This is a genomic window from Pseudomonas sp. FH1 (assembly GCF_000510895.2).
Lineage (GTDB): Bacteria > Pseudomonadota > Gammaproteobacteria > Pseudomonadales > Pseudomonadaceae > Aquipseudomonas > Aquipseudomonas azotoformans_A.
The window spans coordinates 93,901-109,822 of sequence record NZ_AOHM01000064.1; the positions used below are offsets into that span (position 1 = coordinate 93,901).

The 15,922-nt window shown below is 60.8% G+C and carries 15 protein-coding genes; 3 read left to right on the forward strand and 12 right to left on the reverse strand.

Annotation, left to right across the window (positions count from 1 at the left end):
• Nucleotides 1-76 precede the first annotated feature (76 nt).
• From plsX to H096_RS20845, 3 genes are read right to left on the reverse strand one after another with little or no spacing between them, the layout of a single operon-like run.
• Nucleotides 77-1,087: a phosphate acyltransferase PlsX gene (gene plsX, locus H096_RS20835; RefSeq protein WP_082461687.1), complete on the reverse strand. Its 1,011-nt coding sequence runs from the start codon at nucleotides 1,085-1,087 to the stop codon at nucleotides 77-79.
• A 4-nt stretch (nucleotides 1,088-1,091) separates the two neighbouring features.
• Nucleotides 1,092-1,274, reverse strand: a complete 183-nt coding sequence (rpmF, locus tag H096_RS20840) for a 50S ribosomal protein L32 (protein ID WP_008152339.1) — start codon at nucleotides 1,272-1,274, stop codon at nucleotides 1,092-1,094.
• Between the two features lie 13 nt (nucleotides 1,275-1,287).
• The gene (locus H096_RS20845) at nucleotides 1,288-1,818 is read right to left on the reverse strand and encodes a YceD family protein (RefSeq protein WP_017737760.1); all 531 of its coding nucleotides are present in this window, start codon (nucleotides 1,816-1,818) and stop codon (nucleotides 1,288-1,290) included.
• Between the two features lie 105 nt (nucleotides 1,819-1,923).
• On the opposite strand from H096_RS20845, the gene H096_RS20850 reads away from it, so the two are divergent.
• Nucleotides 1,924-2,502, forward strand: coding sequence for a nucleoside triphosphate pyrophosphatase (locus tag H096_RS20850; RefSeq protein ID WP_033901270.1), 579 nt, complete (start codon nucleotides 1,924-1,926; stop codon nucleotides 2,500-2,502).
• A 48-nt stretch (nucleotides 2,503-2,550) separates the two neighbouring features.
• Here H096_RS20850 and H096_RS20855 read toward each other — a convergent pair whose 3' ends face one another.
• Genes H096_RS20855 through rluC form a run of 3 tightly spaced genes read right to left on the reverse strand, consistent with a single transcriptional unit; the run spans nucleotide 2,551 to nucleotide 5,164 of the window.
• On the reverse strand, nucleotides 2,551-3,534 hold the full coding sequence (locus H096_RS20855) for a S49 family peptidase (RefSeq protein ID WP_033901271.1): 984 nt from the start codon (nucleotides 3,532-3,534) through the stop codon (nucleotides 2,551-2,553).
• Between the two features lie 21 nt (nucleotides 3,535-3,555).
• Nucleotides 3,556-4,218, reverse strand: coding sequence for an HAD-IA family hydrolase (locus H096_RS20860; RefSeq protein ID WP_033901272.1), 663 nt, complete (start codon nucleotides 4,216-4,218; stop codon nucleotides 3,556-3,558).
• Nucleotides 4,205-5,164: a 23S rRNA pseudouridine(955/2504/2580) synthase RluC gene (gene rluC, locus H096_RS20865; protein ID WP_033901273.1), complete on the reverse strand. Its 960-nt coding sequence runs from the start codon at nucleotides 5,162-5,164 to the stop codon at nucleotides 4,205-4,207. The genes H096_RS20860 and rluC overlap by 14 nt, the downstream gene beginning before the upstream one ends.
• A gap of 768 nt (nucleotides 5,165-5,932) precedes the next feature.
• Between rluC and rne the strand changes: the two genes are divergently transcribed.
• Nucleotides 5,933-9,073 carry a ribonuclease E gene (rne, locus tag H096_RS20870; protein WP_191983018.1) on the forward strand — a complete coding sequence of 1,047 codons (3,141 nt, stop codon included), beginning with the start codon at nucleotides 5,933-5,935 and terminating at the stop codon, nucleotides 9,071-9,073.
• 63 nt (nucleotides 9,074-9,136) lie between these two features.
• Here rne and H096_RS20875 read toward each other — a convergent pair whose 3' ends face one another.
• The 3 genes from H096_RS20875 to H096_RS20885 all read right to left on the reverse strand — a co-directional run bounded on the left by H096_RS20875 (nucleotide 9,137) and on the right by H096_RS20885 (nucleotide 12,175).
• Nucleotides 9,137-9,721: a nucleotidyltransferase family protein gene (locus tag H096_RS20875; protein WP_033901275.1), complete on the reverse strand. Its 585-nt coding sequence runs from the start codon at nucleotides 9,719-9,721 to the stop codon at nucleotides 9,137-9,139.
• Complete coding sequence (locus H096_RS20880; RefSeq protein WP_033901276.1) at nucleotides 9,718-10,704, reverse strand: XdhC family protein; 987 nt, start codon at nucleotides 10,702-10,704, stop codon at nucleotides 9,718-9,720. The genes H096_RS20875 and H096_RS20880 overlap by 4 nt, the downstream gene beginning before the upstream one ends.
• A gap of 139 nt (nucleotides 10,705-10,843) precedes the next feature.
• A complete protein-coding gene (locus H096_RS20885) occupies nucleotides 10,844-12,175 on the reverse strand; it encodes a dicarboxylate/amino acid:cation symporter (protein ID WP_033901277.1) in 1,332 nt (443 codons plus the stop codon).
• A 338-nt stretch (nucleotides 12,176-12,513) separates the two neighbouring features.
• Between H096_RS20885 and H096_RS20890 the strand changes: the two genes are divergently transcribed.
• On the forward strand, nucleotides 12,514-13,512 hold the full coding sequence (locus tag H096_RS20890; protein WP_033901278.1) for an AraC family transcriptional regulator: 999 nt from the start codon (nucleotides 12,514-12,516) through the stop codon (nucleotides 13,510-13,512).
• Nucleotides 13,513-13,558: 46 nt separating this feature from the next.
• On the opposite strand, the gene H096_RS20895 is transcribed toward H096_RS20890, so the two are convergent.
• The 3 genes from H096_RS20895 to H096_RS20905 are packed head-to-tail and all read right to left on the reverse strand — an operon-like array spanning nucleotide 13,559 to nucleotide 15,906.
• Entirely contained in the window at nucleotides 13,559-14,905 is a 1,347-nt protein-coding gene (locus H096_RS20895; RefSeq protein ID WP_033901279.1) for an ATP-binding protein, read from the reverse strand.
• On the reverse strand, nucleotides 14,902-15,579 hold the full coding sequence (locus H096_RS20900; RefSeq protein WP_016973689.1) for a response regulator transcription factor: 678 nt from the start codon (nucleotides 15,577-15,579) through the stop codon (nucleotides 14,902-14,904). The genes H096_RS20895 and H096_RS20900 overlap by 4 nt, the downstream gene beginning before the upstream one ends.
• 18 nt (nucleotides 15,580-15,597) lie before the next feature.
• The gene (locus tag H096_RS20905; protein WP_016979766.1) at nucleotides 15,598-15,906 is read right to left on the reverse strand and encodes a hypothetical protein; all 309 of its coding nucleotides are present in this window, start codon (nucleotides 15,904-15,906) and stop codon (nucleotides 15,598-15,600) included.
• Nucleotides 15,907-15,922 lie beyond the last annotated feature (16 nt).

Genomic DNA, 15,922 nt, shown 5'->3' on the forward strand with positions numbered 1-15,922 from the left:
GGAGCGCACGAAACTGACAGATTGGATGGTCAATTGAACTGGCCGGTCACATTTAAGCACTCTCGGGCCGATTCGCCTAAGGCAACAGGTCCTCAAGACGGCCGTGCAAGCGTTGCGGCAGGTTTTCCTGGATCTCGATCAGGGCCCGCGCAATCGCACTTTGAAAGCCTTCCACACCCGCCGAGCCATGGCTTTTCACCACAATGCCCTGCAACCCCAGGAAACTCGCACCGTTATGCCGCGCCGGGGCAAGGTCGACCTGCAGTCGACGCATCAACGGCAACGCCAGGGCGCCAACCAGACGCGACGCCAGGTTCTGCTTGAACAACGCCTCGATACGCGTGGCGATCATGATCGCCAAGCCTTCGCTGGATTTAAGCAGGATATTTCCGACAAACCCGTCGCACACCACTACATCAGCTTCGCCACGGTACAAACCGTCACCCTCGACAAAACCGATGTAGTTCAAGCCACGCGCGCCTTGCAGCAAAGTGGCGGCCAGCTTGACCTGCTGGTTACCCTTGATGTCTTCGGTACCGATATTCAGCAAGGCCACCCGTGGCCGGGCAACACCCAGCGCTTCGGCGGCCACCGAGCCCATCACGGCAAACTGGAACAGGTGCTCGGCACTGCAATCGACGTTCGCGCCCAGGTCCAGCAGTTGGCAGTAGCCTTTCTGCGTCGGAATCGCCGCGACCATCGCCGGCCGATCAATACCGGGCAAGGTCTTGAGCACAAACCGCGACAACGCCATAAGGGCCCCGGTATTGCCGGCGCTGACACAGGCTTGCACCTTGCCATCACGCAGCAGCTCCAGCGCCACCCGCATCGAAGAGTCGGGCTTGCCACGCAAAGCCGCCGCTGGCTTTTCATCCATGGTGATGGTTTCGCTCGCTGGCGTAATCGTCAGGCGCGCGCGATCCACCGCCGGATGGCTGGCAATCAGTTCTTCAAGTAGGGAGGGTTGACCGACAAGGGTCAGGTGCAGCGAGGGTGTAGCAGACAGGCTGGCAATGCAGGCCTGAACAATGCTGCGGGGACCGAAGTCCCCGCCCATTGCGTCTATCGCGATGACTAGAGCAGACAAGTGATTACTCGTCAGCGCCCTTGTCGATCACTTTACGACCACGGTATACGCCTTCTGGCGATACGTGGTGACGCAGGTGAATTTCACCGGTGGTTTTTTCTACAGACAGAGTGCTCGCCGTCAGGGCATCGTGCGAACGACGCATGTCACGGGCAGAGCGGGATTTTTTGTTCTGCTGAACAGCCATAATTGATTAACTCCTAAACGTTTGGGTCACGCTTTAACTGCGCCAATACACTGAACGGGTTGGACCGCGTTACCTCGTCCTCGCTCGGTTCGGGCTCGTCATCGAGCCCCTCCGGCTGCTGGCATTCTTCCGGATGATGAGCAGGCACAATGGGCAAGGCGAGCAGAAGCTCCTCCTCGATCAGTGCATGCAGATCCAATGGATCTTCGCCCAGTTCCAGCACGTCATAACCTTTCGGCAACGACTGGGTATTCGCACCCTCCTTCACCACAGCATAACTGCACTCGCTGTGAATCGGCAGGGTGACCAGCTCAAGACAACGCTGGCAAACCATTTTGACTTCGGTGTCGATAAAGCTGTGGATTACCACAGACTTACGTTCATCTCGTTCAAAAACGAATTTGGCCTGCACCGTACCGACAGTGTCGGAAAGCGGGTCGCAGAGTCTCTCCAAATCGGCCAGCAGCAATTCACCTTGAAGGGAAGTGCCACGATCAGCCAATTTGCGCGGGTCAACGTGAGGTGGAATCGGGTCATTCAACATAGGCGCAGCATTATAGGGATGCACCCAGCCATGTCAAAGGAAATTCAGCCCTGTGCGTCAGCCGGTCGCCCCGCTAGAATCCCCGGCTGCCCTGAGGAGACGCCCATGCTGCCTTTATTACTCGCATCCAGCTCGGTTTATCGCCGGGAATTGCTGAGCCGCCTGCACCTGCCGTTCATCTGCAGCTCACCCGATATCGACGAAAGCCACCGTGAAAATGAGTCCGCCGTGGAACTGGTCAAGCGCCTGGCCGAACAGAAAGCCCGCGCCCTCGCCGCCAGCCATCCAGGGCACCTGATTATAGGCTCCGACCAGGTCGCGGCGCTCGATGGCCGGATCATCGGCAAACCCCACACCTTCGAAAACGCTCGCGAACAACTGCTGGCGGCCAGTGGCAAGCGTGTGAGCTTCCTGACTGGCCTTGCGCTGCTCAACAGCAAAACCGGTCAGTGCCAGGTCGACTGCGTATCTTTTACCGTGCACATGCGGGAACTGGACGCGGAACGCATCGAGCGTTACCTGCGGATTGAGCAGCCGTATGACTGTGCGGGCAGTTTCAAGGCCGAAGGGTTGGGCGTGAGCCTGTTCCAGAGCACAGACGGGCCGGATGCGACGAGCCTGGTAGGCCTGCCACTGATCCGACTGGTGGATATGCTGCTGGCCGAAGGCGTACAGATCCCCTGACCTACAAAAAACCGGCCGCAAGGGCCGGTTCTTTTTGACCTTGGACTGTCAGCGCAGCGTCGGGCCCTGGAAGCCCATATACAACGCCAGCTTCTCTGCCACGCTGGCACCCAGCCGCTTGGAGAACCGGTCAAATGGCGACTCTTCGACGGTGAAGTCCACCAACTCTTTCTCGCCAATCACATCCCGCGCCACCGAACTGGCACTGCCCAGGCCATCGATCAGGCCCAGCGGCAACGCTTGTTCGCCCGACCACACCAGGCCGGAGAACAACTCCGGATGGTCTTTATCCTTCAGACGATCGCCGCGCCCCTGCTTCACGCTGGCGATGAACTGACGATGCGTGGTGTCGAGCACGCCCTGCCAGAACTGGGTTTCGTCAGCCTTCTGCGGCTGGAACGGATCCAGGAACGACTTGTGCTCGCCCGACGTGTAGGTGCGACGCTCTACACCGAGCTTCTCCATGGTGCCGACAAAGCCGTAGCCGGCTGCCGTCACACCGATGGAACCCACCAGACTGGCCTTGTCGGCGTAGATCTGGTCGGCAGCACTGGCAATGTAATAGGCACCCGAAGCCCCCAGGTCAGAAATCACCGCATACAGCTTGGTATCCGGATGCAGGCCACGCAGGCGGCGAATCTCGTCATACACGTAACCGGACTGCACCGGGCTGCCGCCTGGGCTGTTGATGCGCAGGATCACGCCCTTGACCTTGGGGTCTTCAAACGCGGCACGCAGGCTGCTGACGATGTTGTCGGCGCTGGCGGACTCCTTGTCGGCAATCACCCCGCGCACTTCGATCAGGGCGGTGTAGTTGGCACCACGGGTTGCGCTTTTTTCCATGTCCATCAGCGGGCTGAACAATGCGAGCATGGCGATAAGCCAGACGAACGTCAGCAGCTTGAAGAAAATCCCCCAGCGCCGTGCACGGCGTTGTTCCTGGACGCTGGCCAGGAGGGTTTTCTCCAGCAGCTTCCAGCTTTTGTCGTCGCTGTTTTCAGCCTTTTCGGGCGCCTTCCACTCGTCACTCATGCCATCAACCCCAGCAAAGACTTATTGAGCCCGGCTGAGCCAGGCCTGCAATTCGGAAAAATGATCGATCGTCAGACGCGGCTCGTATTGCTGCAAGGCCTCGGCAGCCTGGGCGCCATAGCTGACTGCCACACTGTCCATGCCCGCATTGCGCGCCATCATCAGATCGAAGGAAGCATCACCCACCATCAAGGCCTGGCGTGGCGACACGCCGCAATGAGCCAGGATCTGCTCCAGCATCAGAGGGTGAGGCTTACTGGCAGTTTCATCGGCGGCGCGGGTGATATCGAAATAATCTTCCCAACCGTGAGCCTTGAGCACCCGATCCAGCCCGCGACGCGCCTTGCCGGTGGCGACCGCCAGGTGATAACCCTCGGCGCGAAACGCATCCAGTGACTGCACCACACCGTCGAACAACGGCGAAGGCGTGGCCTCCAGGGCGATGTAGTGGTCCGCATAGTGATCACGAAAGGTGACCAGTTCGGCGTCACTGATCTCGGGGTATAGGGTACGAATCGCCTCAGGCAGGCCCAGGCCGATGATGCCTTTGACCGCGTGATCAGTGCACAGCGCATAGCCCGAGCGGGTCGACGCCGCGTGCATCGACTCGACAATCCGGCCAATGGAGTTGGCCAGGGTGCCGTCCCAATCGAAAATCAGCAGTTTGTAATCAAGGTGCGACACTCAAACGCTCCACGGTCTTGGCCCACATCTCATCGACCGGCGCCTGCAGCTTCAACTCGCCACCATCAGGCAGTGGCACCGTGAGCATGTAGGCGTGCAGGAACAGGCGCTTGCCGCCCAGGTCGCGGATTTCCTTGGAGAAATCCTCGTCGCCGTACTTGGTATCACCAGCAATGCAATGGCCGGCGTGCAAGGTGTGCACGCGAATCTGATGGGTACGCCCGGTCACAGGCTTGGCCTCGACCATGGTGGCGAAGTCACCGAAGCGACGCAGCACCTTGAACAGGGTCAGGGCTTCTTTGCCCTCCTCGTCCACTTCCACCATGCGCTCGCCGGAGCGCAAGTTGCTCTTCTGCAACGGCGCGCGGACGCTTTTGATGGAACTGGCCCAGTTGCCGCGCACCAGCGCCATGTAGCGCTTGTCCACGCCATCGCCACGCAGGGCGGTGTGCAGGTGGCGCAACATGCTGCGTTTCTTGGCGATCATCAGCAGGCCGGAGGTGTCGCGGTCCAGGCGATGGACCAATTCCAGCTCCTTGGCGTCCGGACGCAACTGACGAAAGGCTTCGATCACGCCGAAATTCAGGCCACTGCCGCCGTGAACCGCAATGCCGCAAGGCTTGTTGATCACGATCAGCTTGTTGTCTTCGAAGACAATCGAGGCTTCCAGGCGTTGCAACAAACCCTGGGCCAAGGGCACAGGCTCGTCACGCTCGGGCACGCGAACCGGCGGCACACGGACGATATCGCCCGCCTGCAACTTGTACTCGGGCTTGATCCGACCCTTGTTCACCCGCACTTCACCTTTACGCAAGATGCGGTAAATCAAGGTCTTGGGCACGCCTTTGAGCCTGGCCAGGAGAAAATTGTCGATGCGTTGGCCGGCATATTCCGGCGAGACCTCGAGCAGCTGGACGCTGGGGGTCTGGGGGGCGGTAGTCGTCATGGCGGCGATGATAACAATTTTTTATGGAATTGAAGCACTTAATCATTGCTGCTATAGTCGCGAACGCCGCCAAAAGCGGCCTGGACAGAGGACTTGCGGCAAACTGCCGGCCCTGACCATCGCAATTCATCAGGACGCGAGGCCGTCCTACGGGGCTTTCGCCACCCTGGAAGGCTCAAGATTGTAACAAGCGCAGGTGACATGAGGCCTGAAGCGAGTGCAGAAAGCAGAGTGAATACTCGCGTTCTGCGCCGATATTTACGGCCAGTTCACAAAGTGCAGTCAGTCTTGGACCAGACCACGGCGAATGCTTCGGAAACAACGCCTGTTAAGAGCTGAGTGAGAGCGCAACCGCCCACACCTAGTCTTGTTTAGCCATGAGCGTGGACTCCCCATTGGAGAACACGGTAAATGCCAACCCGCTGCGGATTCTGCGCGCGGCAGCACCCGAATTATCAGGGATACGTGTAGGGTGGAGATGCACAACCGTCGGACCGTGTAGCACTAGGCTTATATTTAGACGCTTCATCTCGTCCACAGTCGCCGGTTGATTCCTCCTCCTGACCTTAGCTTTTGTTGAAGTGGTGCCTTTGTCACCACCGCTAACAAGCAGGACGCGTCCGTCGCGATACCGGCCCAATTGGCTGGTTTTTGCTGGACACTGGAGTGGCCAACCACTCTTGACGCACCTGACACCGACCGTGAGAAGTCGTGTGTGCCGAACGCCGTTTCCGGCAGCCCGGAAACCGACGGTACAACATGAAAAGAATGCTGATTAACGCAACTCAACCCGAAGAGTTGCGTGTTGCACTGGTAGATGGCCAACGCCTCTACGACCTGGACATCGAATCCGGTGCACGCGAGCAAAAGAAGGCCAACATCTATAAAGGCCGTATTACTCGCATCGAACCAAGCCTTGAGGCTGCCTTTGTCGATTTCGGCTCCGAGCGCCACGGCTTCCTGCCCCTCAAGGAAATCTCCCGCGAATACTTCAAGAAAGCCCCTGAAGGCCGCGTGAACATCAAGGACGTCCTGAGCGAAGGCCAGGAAGTCATCGTCCAGGTCGAAAAAGAAGAACGTGGCAACAAGGGCGCAGCCCTGACCACGTTCATCAGCCTGGCTGGCCGTTACCTGGTCCTGATGCCTAACAACCCACGTGCCGGCGGCATTTCCCGTCGCATCGAAGGCGAAGAGCGCAACGAACTGCGTGAAGCGCTGAACGGCCTGATCGCACCGGCCGACATGGGCCTGATCGTTCGCACTGCCGGCCTGGGCCGCAGCAGCGAAGAAATGCAGTGGGACCTCGACTACCTGCTGCAGCTGTGGACCGCTATCAAAGAAGCGTCCCTGGATCGTTCCGCGCCGTTCCTGATCTACCAGGAAAGCAACGTGATCATCCGCGCCATCCGCGATTACCTGCGCCAGGACATCGGCGAAGTGCTGATCGACAGCGTTGAAGCCCAGGACGAAGCCCTGACCTTCATCCGCCAGGTGATGCCGCAGTACGCCAGCAAGATCAAGCTGTACGAAGACAGCGTTCCGCTGTTCAACCGTTTCCAGATCGAAAGCCAGATCGAGACCGCCTTCCAGCGCGTCGTCGAACTGCCTTCCGGTGGCTCCATCGTGATCGACCCGACCGAAGCCCTGGTGTCCATCGACATCAACTCGGCGCGTGCGACCAAAGGCAGCGACATCGAAGAAACCGCCCTGCAGACCAACCTGGAAGCGGCTGAAGAAATCGCCCGCCAGCTGCGCCTGCGTGACATCGGCGGCCTGATCGTGATCGACTTCATCGACATGACCCCCGCCAAGAACCAGCGCGCCGTGGAAGAAAAAGTCCGCGAATGCCTGGAAGCTGACCGTGCCCGCGTACAGGTCGGTCGCATCTCGCGCTTCGGCCTGCTGGAAATGTCCCGTCAGCGCCTGCGTCCATCCCTGGGCGAGAGCAGCGGCATCGTCTGCCCGCGTTGCAACGGCACCGGGATCATCCGTGACGTTGAATCGCTGTCCCTGGCGATCCTGCGCCTGATCGAAGAAGAAGCCCTGAAAGACCGCACCGCCGAAGTCCGCGCGCAAGTGCCGATCCCGGTTGCAGCCTTCCTGCTCAACGAAAAACGCAACTCGATCACCAAGATCGAACTGCGCACCCGTGCCCGTATCGTCATCCTGCCGAACGATCACCTCGAAACCCCGCACTTCGAAGTGCAACGCCTGCGTGACGACAGCCCGGAAGCCCACAGCGGCCAGTCCAGCTACGAAATCGCCGCTGCCGCTGCCGAAGTGGAAGAAGTCCAGCCAGCCGCCGCGACCCGCACCCTGGTTCGCCAGGAAGCTGCAGTCAAGACCGCTCCAGCTCGCGCCAATGCACCGGTTCCAGCTGAAGCTGCAGCACCAGTTGCCGCGCCGGCCGCCCTGCCTGAGCCAAGCCTGTTCAAAGGCCTGGTGAAGTCGCTGGTCAGCCTGTTCGCCACCAAGGAAGAGCCAGTGGCTCCGGTCGTGGTTGAGAAACCGGCCTCCGAGCGCCCTGCGCGCAACGAAGAGCGTCGCAACGGTCGCCAACAGAGCCGTAACCGCAACGGTCGCCGTGACGAAGAGCGCAAGCCGCGCGAAGAACGTGCACCGCGTGAAGAACGCGCTCCACGTGAAGAGCGTGCCCCTCGCGAAGCCCGTGAAGAAACCCCGACCGTAGAACGTGCACCACGCGAAGAGCGCGCACCACGTACTCCGCGTGCCCCACGTGAAGACCGCAAGCCACGTGGCGAGCGTGAAGAACGTGTGCGTGAACTGCGTGAGCCGCTGGACGCAGCCCCTGCTGCCGTAGCCGGTGCCGCCGCTGCTACCGAAGAGCGCCCAGCTCGCCAGCCGCGTGAAGAGCGTGCGCCACGTGAAGAGCGCCAACCTCGCGCCCCGCGTGAAGAGCGTCAACCGCGTGCCGAACAAGCCGCTGCCGCCAGCGAAGAAGAAGTGCTGACCGGTGAAGAGCAACTGCAGGAAGACGGTCAGGAAGGCGCCGAAGGCGATCGTCCACGCCGCCGCTCCCGTGGCCAGCGTCGTCGCAGCAACCGTCGTGAGCGTCAACGTGATGCCAACGGCAACGTGATCGAAGGCTCGGAAGAGACCGGCGAAAACGCAGAAGCCGCGACCGGCGAACCGACTGGCGCCGAACTGGCTGCCGGCCTGGCCGTTACCGCTGCTGTTGCCAGCTCGGTCATCAGCGCTCCTGCTGAAGCCCAGGCTCACGAGCAGGCTGAACGCGCTACTGCTGCTGTCGAAGAAACCGTAGTGGTTGAAGCACCTGCTGCCGAGGCCCCAGTGGTTGAAGCGCCGGTTGTTGAAGCACCAGCAGTTGAAGCGCCAGTTGTAGAGACACCGGTTGTCGAAGCCACTACCCCAATCGAAGCACCGGCTGTTCCGGAAGTGGAAGTTGCCCAGGCACCTGAAGCCCAACCAGAAGTTGAAGTGGCGGTCGTTGAGCCTGAGCCAGTGGTTGAAGCGATTGTCGAAGCACCGGTTGTCGAAGCCGCTCCAGAAGCTCGTGAAGTTCGTGAAGTTCGTGAAGAACAGACCGCCTTCCAATGGACTGCCGAGCCAGCCGCTCCGGTTGAAGCGCCAGAACCTGCCCCAGTGGTAGAAGAAGCGCCGGCACCGGTTGCCGAAGTCGTGGTTACCGAGCCAGCCCCAGTGGTTGAGCCTGCTCCGGTCGTTGAACCTGCGCCCGTGGTTGAAGCACCGGTCGTTGCCGAAGTGGCAGCGCCAGTGGTTGAAGCCGCACCGGTCAGCGCCCTGACTGAAAACGGCCGTGCACCGAACGACCCACGTGAAGTGCGTCGTCGTCGCAAGGAAGCTGAAGCCGCAGCAGCTGCTGCCGCGGCACGGGAAGCAGAACACGAGAGCAAACCTCTCGCCTGATTCGAGCAGCCACTAAAAAGCCCCGCCTGAGTGATCAGGCGGGGCTTTTTTATGTGTGCTCGGTCAGGAGTAGCGCAACAACGCAGGCACATCCACATCCCATAAAACACCGGGGTCATCGACTGGCACCTCCCGCACCGTCGCCTGAGCAAACAACGGCTTGGCGCCACGATCACCCGTCAAGGCCATCAGCCCAGGCCCCAATGCCTGGCCAAACGCCACGGGATGCCCGTAGCGCCCATCCTGCAACGGCACGCTGATACCGCCCGCCTCCAGCCCATCGATTACGCGCTCAATACTCGACGACCGGATAAACGGCATGTCCCCCAGCAGCACCAGCCAGCCATCTGCCGGGCCACTGGCCGCCACCGCCGCTGCAATACTGTCGCCCATGCCAGCCGAACGCAGCAGCAGGACGTCACAACCAAAGGCTTCGGCCAACCGAATGACATCCGCACGATCAGGTGACGTCACCACCCAACGCCTCACGACGCGCTCAGGCAAGTTCACCAGCACCTGCTCGATCACCGGCCGCACCACGCCGTCCAGGCCAACGCAATCCGCCAACAACTTATCCTGGTCCGCCCCGGCTTCAGCGCGGAAACGACTGCCCTGCCCTGCCGCCAGCACAATCGCCGTGACGGTCACTCTGCGACCGCCGGCAACGGCTTCTTCTGCATCGGCGCTACACCGTTCTTGATCGCGACAATTTCCGCCATCAACGACAACGCGATTTCGGCCGGCGTGTGGCTGCCGATATGCAAGCCAATCGGCCCGTGCAGGCGCGCAATCGCCTCGGCGGATAAGCCAAGCGCTGCCAGGTTTTCCCGGCGTTTCTGGGTGTTGACCCGCGAACCCAGGGCGCCAATGTAGAACGCCGAGGAATTCAGTGCCGTGAGCAACGCCATATCATCCAGACGCGGGTCATGGGTGAGGCAGACGATGGCCGTACGCTCATCGGTCTGGATGTTCAGCACCGCCTCATCGGGCATGCCCGGCACAAAGCGACCGTGCTGTTCTTCCCAGCCGTAGACGAACTCGTCGCGGGGGTCGCAGATCAACACTTCGAAATCCAGCAAACGCGCCATTTCCGCCACATAACGTGACAGTTGGCCGGCGCCGATCAGCAGCAGGCGCCAGCGCGGGCCGTAGATGGCGCGCAAGCGTTCGCCGTCGAAGGTCACGACATCAGTCTTGCTCGCGTCGCTCAGGGTGACTTTGCCACTGGTCAGTTCCAGCTCACGTGCGACGATCTGATGATCTTCACATCGCGCCAGCAAGTCGGCTACCCACGCCCACTCGTCCACGCGCTCCTCGGTCAGGCGCAGGGTGCCACCACATGGCAGGCCAAAACGCGCGGCTTCATCGCGGGTAACGCCATAGGTGACCAACTGCACCGGTGGCCCGTCTTCGGGCAAGCGACCATCCTGCAGGCGTGCAATCAAGTCATCCTCGATGCAACCGCCCGACACCGAACCGATCACCACACCGTCGCCACGCAACGCCAGCATGGCTCCCGGCGGCCGTGGTGCGCTGCCCCAGGTCTGGACCACGCTGTACAACACCACTCGCTGCCCGGCGCGGCGCCATTCGAGCACGCTGCGCAGGACATTCAAATCAACACTGTCCACATAACCTCCTGCAAGCGTCACAACCGATTCACTTACTGTAAAACAAAAGCCGCCAAAGTAATGCGCCAGAAACGCAAACGCCCCGAACCAGTCGGGGCGTTTGTGGGTTGCTGTGGCGTCAGGTCACGCCAGCAGCGGCTTACTTGACGACAGGTGCAGGGCCTTCGGCCACGCCCAGGTCATCGATTTCGCGGGTTTCCGAGATACCGGTACCGCCGGACGCCAGCTCGCTTTGCAGCTTGTCGGTATCCAGTTCCTTGACCCACTTGGCCACAACGATGGTGGCAACGGCGTTACCTACCAGGTTGGTCAGCGCGCGGGCTTCGGACATGAAGCGGTCGATACCCAGGATCAGCGCCAGGCCGGCAACCGGCAGGTGGCCTACAGCCGACAAGGTCGCAGCCAGTACGATGAAGCCCGAACCGGTCACGCCTGCAGCGCCTTTGGAGGACAGCAGCAGCACCAGCAGCAGGGTGATCTGGTGGGTGATGTCCATGTGGGTGTCAGTCGCCTGGGCGATGAACACGGCAGCCATGGTCAGGTAGATCGAAGTACCGTCGAGGTTGAACGAGTAGCCGGTTGGAATCACCAGGCCTACTACGGATTTCTTCGCGCCCAGACGCTCCATCTTGATCAGCATGCGTGGCAGTGCGGATTCCGAGGAGGAAGTACCCAGTACGATCAACAGCTCTTCACGGATGTAGCGGATCAGTTTGATCACGCTGAAACCGTGAGCGCGGCAGATACCGCCCAGCACTATCAGTACGAACAGGATGCACGTGATGTAGAAGCAGATCATCAACTGGCCAAGCTGCACCAGCGAACCTACGCCATAGGCACCGATGGTGAACGCCATGGCGCCCAGGGCACCGATTGGCGCGAGCTTCATGATCATGTTGATGATGTTGAACATCACGTGGGCGAAGCGATCGATGAAGTCCAGGACAGGCTTGCCGTAGGCACCCAGGCGATGCAGGGCAAAACCGAAGATCACCGAGAACATCAGCACTTGCAGGATGTCGCCGTTGGCGAAGGCGCCGACGATGGTGTTAGGGATCACGTTGAGGATAAAGCCGACGATGCTCTGGTCTTTACCGGCAGTGACGTAGGCCGCCACTTTGGAGGCATCCAGGGTCGCTACGTCGATGTGCATGCCGGCGCCCGGCTGCACAACGTTGACCACGATCAGGCCGATCAGCAGTGCGATAGTCGAAACGATTTCGAAGTACAGCAGCGCGTAGCCGCCGGTTTTGCCGACCGATTTCATGCTTTGCATGCCAGCGATGCCGCTGACAACGGTGCAGAAGATGATCGGGGCGATGACCATTTTGATCAGTTTGATGAACCCGTCACCCAGCGGCTTGAGGGCCACACCGGTCTGCGGGTAGAAGTGACCGAGCAAAATACCGATTACGATTGCAACGATCACCTGGAAGTACAGGGATTTGTAGATTGGCTGACGAGTCGTCATTGCAAAGTTCCTCAATCGTCCCGTGTGGCAAATATCCGCCGTTGCCCACGACACTTGAATTGCGAACCCTCCTGCACTGGAGGGATTTGTTGTTTGCGAGATCTGTAAGACCAGGCCTGCGCTGTAATCCTTATCGCAAACGCCGTGCCACTTTGCTGAAAAACCTTAGAGGCCTTTAGACATCAGGGCTGGAGGTTTTCAGGCACCCTCCCAAGCGCCAAAGCAGGTGGCGGATTTCCGCCCACTCAACCAATCCCGTCCTACAATTTGGCGGATATCCGCCTTGTGACCCCCTCCGGGGATGGCTACCATCGCCACTCCAAGGACGAGGCCTTCGCATGCGTGAACGTACCATCGCCAGTCATTACGCCAGGGCCGCCCTGGGCGGGGCGCGTCGGGCCGGCTATGACTGCTCGGGCCTGCTGCAACAGGTAGCCATCACCCCGGAGTTGCTGACCGAACCCCGCGCCCGCATCGCCCCGGAGCAGTTCACCCGCCTGCTGCAAATGCTCTGGCTGGCACTGGACGACGAATACCTGGGATTCGCCGACGGCCCGAGTAAACGCGGCACCTTTGCCATGATGTGCCACGCGCTGATCCACTGCCGCACCCTGGAGAAGGCTCTGGAACGCGGCTTATTATTTTATAGCCTATTCCCGCAAGGCCCGCGCTGGCAGCTGACACGCGAAGGCGAAATGGCCCGCTTGAGCCTGGACGACTCGCAGTTGTGGGACCCGGATCATTTCTTGAGTGAGTGCCTGCTAGTGATCTGGCATCGCTTGGGCAGTTGGCTGATCGGCCAACGTATCCGGCTGCATCAAGCCACTTTCAGTTACCCCATGCCTGCACACGCCAGCGAATATGACCTGCTGTTTCCCTGCGCCCAGGTGTTCGGTGCACCGAACAGCAGCCTGGTGTTTCCCGCGCGCTACCTGAGCCTGCCGTTGTTGCAGGACGAACGCACACTCAAGCACTTCCTGGAACGCTCCCCCGCCGACTTGCTCTCTCGGCCGGACGAAGGCGACAGCTTGAGCAGCCAACTTCGCCGCCTGCTCAGCCGCGACCGCACGCCCTGGCCGGACCTGGAAGCCGTGGCCCAACACCTGCACATCAGCCCGCAGACCCTGCGCAGGCATTTGCGCGAAGAAGGCACCAGCTTTCAGGCACTCAAGGATGAGCTGCGGCGGGACATCGCCATCTATCATCTGGGCCGGGCGGATTTGTCATTGCAGGAGATTGCCGAGCAGCTCGGGTTTTCCGAACCGTCGGCGTTTCATCGGGCGTTCAAGAAGTGGACGGGGCTGACGCCGGGGGCTTATCGGGCCCAAGAGAGCTAGAGGAAAAAGTTATCTCTGTGGTGAGCGGGCTCACCACAAAAACCGATCAAACGGCGGGGAAGTGAATCTTGAACGCAGCGCCGCCCAACGGCGAATCACCCAAGGTCAGCCGCGCGCCATAGCTTTCAATGATGTCCTTGACCACCGCCAACCCAATACCTTGCCCCGGATGCTGGCGATCAAGCCGCTCGCCCCGCTGCAAAATCCTTGCCCGCTGATCCGGCGGCACACCGGGGCCATCATCTTCAATACACAGCTCACTGCCTTCGAGGTTTTCCACGAAGCTGATGCGCACTTCGCCCAAACACAGGCGGTAGGCGTTTTCCAGCAGGTTGCCGAGCAACTCCAGCAAGGCGCCCTTCTCGATCGGCACGTCGCACTCTTCCGGCAGTTCAAAGGACACGGTGACACGCTTGTCGCGGTAAACCTTGTCCAGCGTATCGCACAGGCTTTGCAGCACCGGCTCCAAGCGCACCTGGTGCCGCACCAAGCCACTTTTACGCAGGCTGGCACGTTGCAACTGGTAGCTGATCTGCTGGCTCATGCGCTCGATCTGCGTTTGCAGCACCCAGGCCTGGTCGCGGTCTTCCGGGCGCTGGGCCATGTCTTCGCTCACACCTTGCAGTACGGCGAGCGGGGTTTTCAGGCTGTGGGCCAGGTCGTCGAGGGAATCGCGGTAACGCGCCCGTTGCTCACGCTCGCTGTGCAGCAAGCGGTTGAGGGAGCCGGTAAGGCGCAGCAGTTCGCGAGGGTGTTGTTCGGACAGGCTCTCGCGGGTGCCGCCTTCGATCTGGTCGAGTTCCTGGCTCAGCCGTCGCAGCGCCTGCAACCCCCAGGTCAGGCCCAGCCAGAGCAAGGTCAGCAGCACCAGCAAGGCCGCACCGAAGCCCAGGTAGAGGTTTTCGCGCAGGCCTTCGAGGGTCAGTTGGTATTCGCGCACCGGTTGCAGGGCGACAATACTGAAGGCCGCGCTCTTGCCGCCGAGCAGCCTGACCTCCACGTCATAAACAAAGAACTCCTGACCGTTGGCCTCGCGAATCCGCGCAAATTCATTGCCGCGCCCGTCGTAGCGCGGTTTGTAGTTGATATTTTCTTCCTTGGTCGCCCGCGAACGCCACACCAAGTGGCCTTCACGGTCGTAGATATAGCCGAGCAGGCGGCTGTCAGTGAGATTGAAGCGTTCGTCCGGCAACTGCGCTGGCATCAGCAGGCGGTTGTTTTCGACCCGCGCGGCAGAGATCAGCGTGGTGACGTCCGAGGCCAGGCGCTGCTCGATGGAATCCTGCAACGCCAGGCTGAACGCCCCTTGCATGGCCGGCAACAAGCCCAGCATGAACAGCACGGCCAGGGTCGCGGCCGCCAGCATCAAGCGCACGCGTAGCGAGCGAATCAACGGCAGCGCTCATTGAACAGGTAGCCCAGGCCACGCACCGTGTCGATTGGCTTGAACCCGGCCGGGCCTTCCAGCTTACGACGCAGGCGGCCGACCAGCACTTCGATGACATTCGGATCGCGCTCGTCGTCATCGGGATAGAGCTGTTCCATCAAGCGGTCCTTGGCCACCACTTGCTGGTGGTGACGCATCAGGTACTCAAGGATTCGGTATTCGTAGGCCGTCAGCGCCAGGGGCTGTTCGTCGAGGGACGCCTGCTTGCGGTTGAGGTCCAGCAGCAGCGGGCCTGCGACAATCGTCGACTGGGTAAAGCCACTGGAGCGGCGCAACAACGCGTTCATCCGCGCCTCCAGCTCTTCGAACTGGAACGGCTTGACCACGTAGTCGTCGGCACCGGCCGCCAGGCCTTCGACCTTGTCCTGCCAGTTGCCACGGGCGGTGAGGATCAGGATCGGGAAGGTCTTGGCCTGGGTGCGCAGTTGGCGGATCAGGTCCAGGCCGCCCATGCCGGGCAGGCCCAGGTCGATGATCGCCAGGTCATGGTTGAACTGGCCGGTCTGGTACAGGGCCTCTTCGGCATTGGCCACGGCCTCGACCACATGCCCGCTGTCGGTCAGGCGGGTCAACAGGTGATGACGCAGCAGCGCCTCATCTTCCACCACCAGCAATTTCATAAGGCTCTCCAAAGCAAATCAACTGTCCGACAGAGGGATATCATAGCGGCCCTGCAAGTCTTGCGGGCGCAGTTTAATGCCATTGAACTGGCCGGTCAGGTGTTCATAGCCGGCGCGATAGGCCGGCTGCGGGGTTGCCAGGCCCAGGGATTGGCCCCAGGGCGTGGGTTGGCTGGCAGACTCTTCGAAACTGACACGCTGGATCAAAGTGCTGGATTTCTTGGTTTTCTCACCGCCGAACGCAGCAAAGGCACGATCGCCTGCCTGGGCTCCGGCAGTGGCACTGAGCATGGTTAACGCCAACATCAGCTGTTTGATCACGGTCATGGTGTTACCTCTACGC

What these genes read in the sequence shown, in the direction of transcription:
- rpmF (WP_008152339.1), bottom strand. Translation starts at nt 1,274, where the DNA reads ATGGCTGTTCAGCAGAACAAAAAATCCCGCTCTGCCCGTGACATGCGT.
- rne (WP_191983018.1), top strand. Translation starts at nt 5,933, where the DNA reads ATGCTGATTAACGCAACTCAACCCGAAGAGTTGCGTGTTGCACTGGTA.
- H096_RS20890 (WP_033901278.1), top strand. Translation starts at nt 12,514, where the DNA reads ATGCGTGAACGTACCATCGCCAGTCATTACGCCAGGGCCGCCCTGGGC.
- H096_RS20905 (WP_016979766.1), bottom strand. Translation starts at nt 15,906, where the DNA reads ATGACCGTGATCAAACAGCTGATGTTGGCGTTAACCATGCTCAGTGCC.
- H096_RS20850 (WP_033901270.1), top strand. Translation starts at nt 1,924, where the DNA reads ATGCTGCCTTTATTACTCGCATCCAGCTCGGTTTATCGCCGGGAATTG.
- H096_RS20885 (WP_033901277.1), bottom strand. Translation starts at nt 12,175, where the DNA reads ATGACGACTCGTCAGCCAATCTACAAATCCCTGTACTTCCAGGTGATC.
- H096_RS20845 (WP_017737760.1), bottom strand. Translation starts at nt 1,818, where the DNA reads ATGTTGAATGACCCGATTCCACCTCACGTTGACCCGCGCAAATTGGCT.
- H096_RS20900 (WP_016973689.1), bottom strand. Translation starts at nt 15,579, where the DNA reads ATGAAATTGCTGGTGGTGGAAGATGAGGCGCTGCTGCGTCATCACCTG.
- H096_RS20855 (WP_033901271.1), bottom strand. Translation starts at nt 3,534, where the DNA reads ATGAGTGACGAGTGGAAGGCGCCCGAAAAGGCTGAAAACAGCGACGAC.
- rluC (WP_033901273.1), bottom strand. Translation starts at nt 5,164, where the DNA reads ATGACGACTACCGCCCCCCAGACCCCCAGCGTCCAGCTGCTCGAGGTC.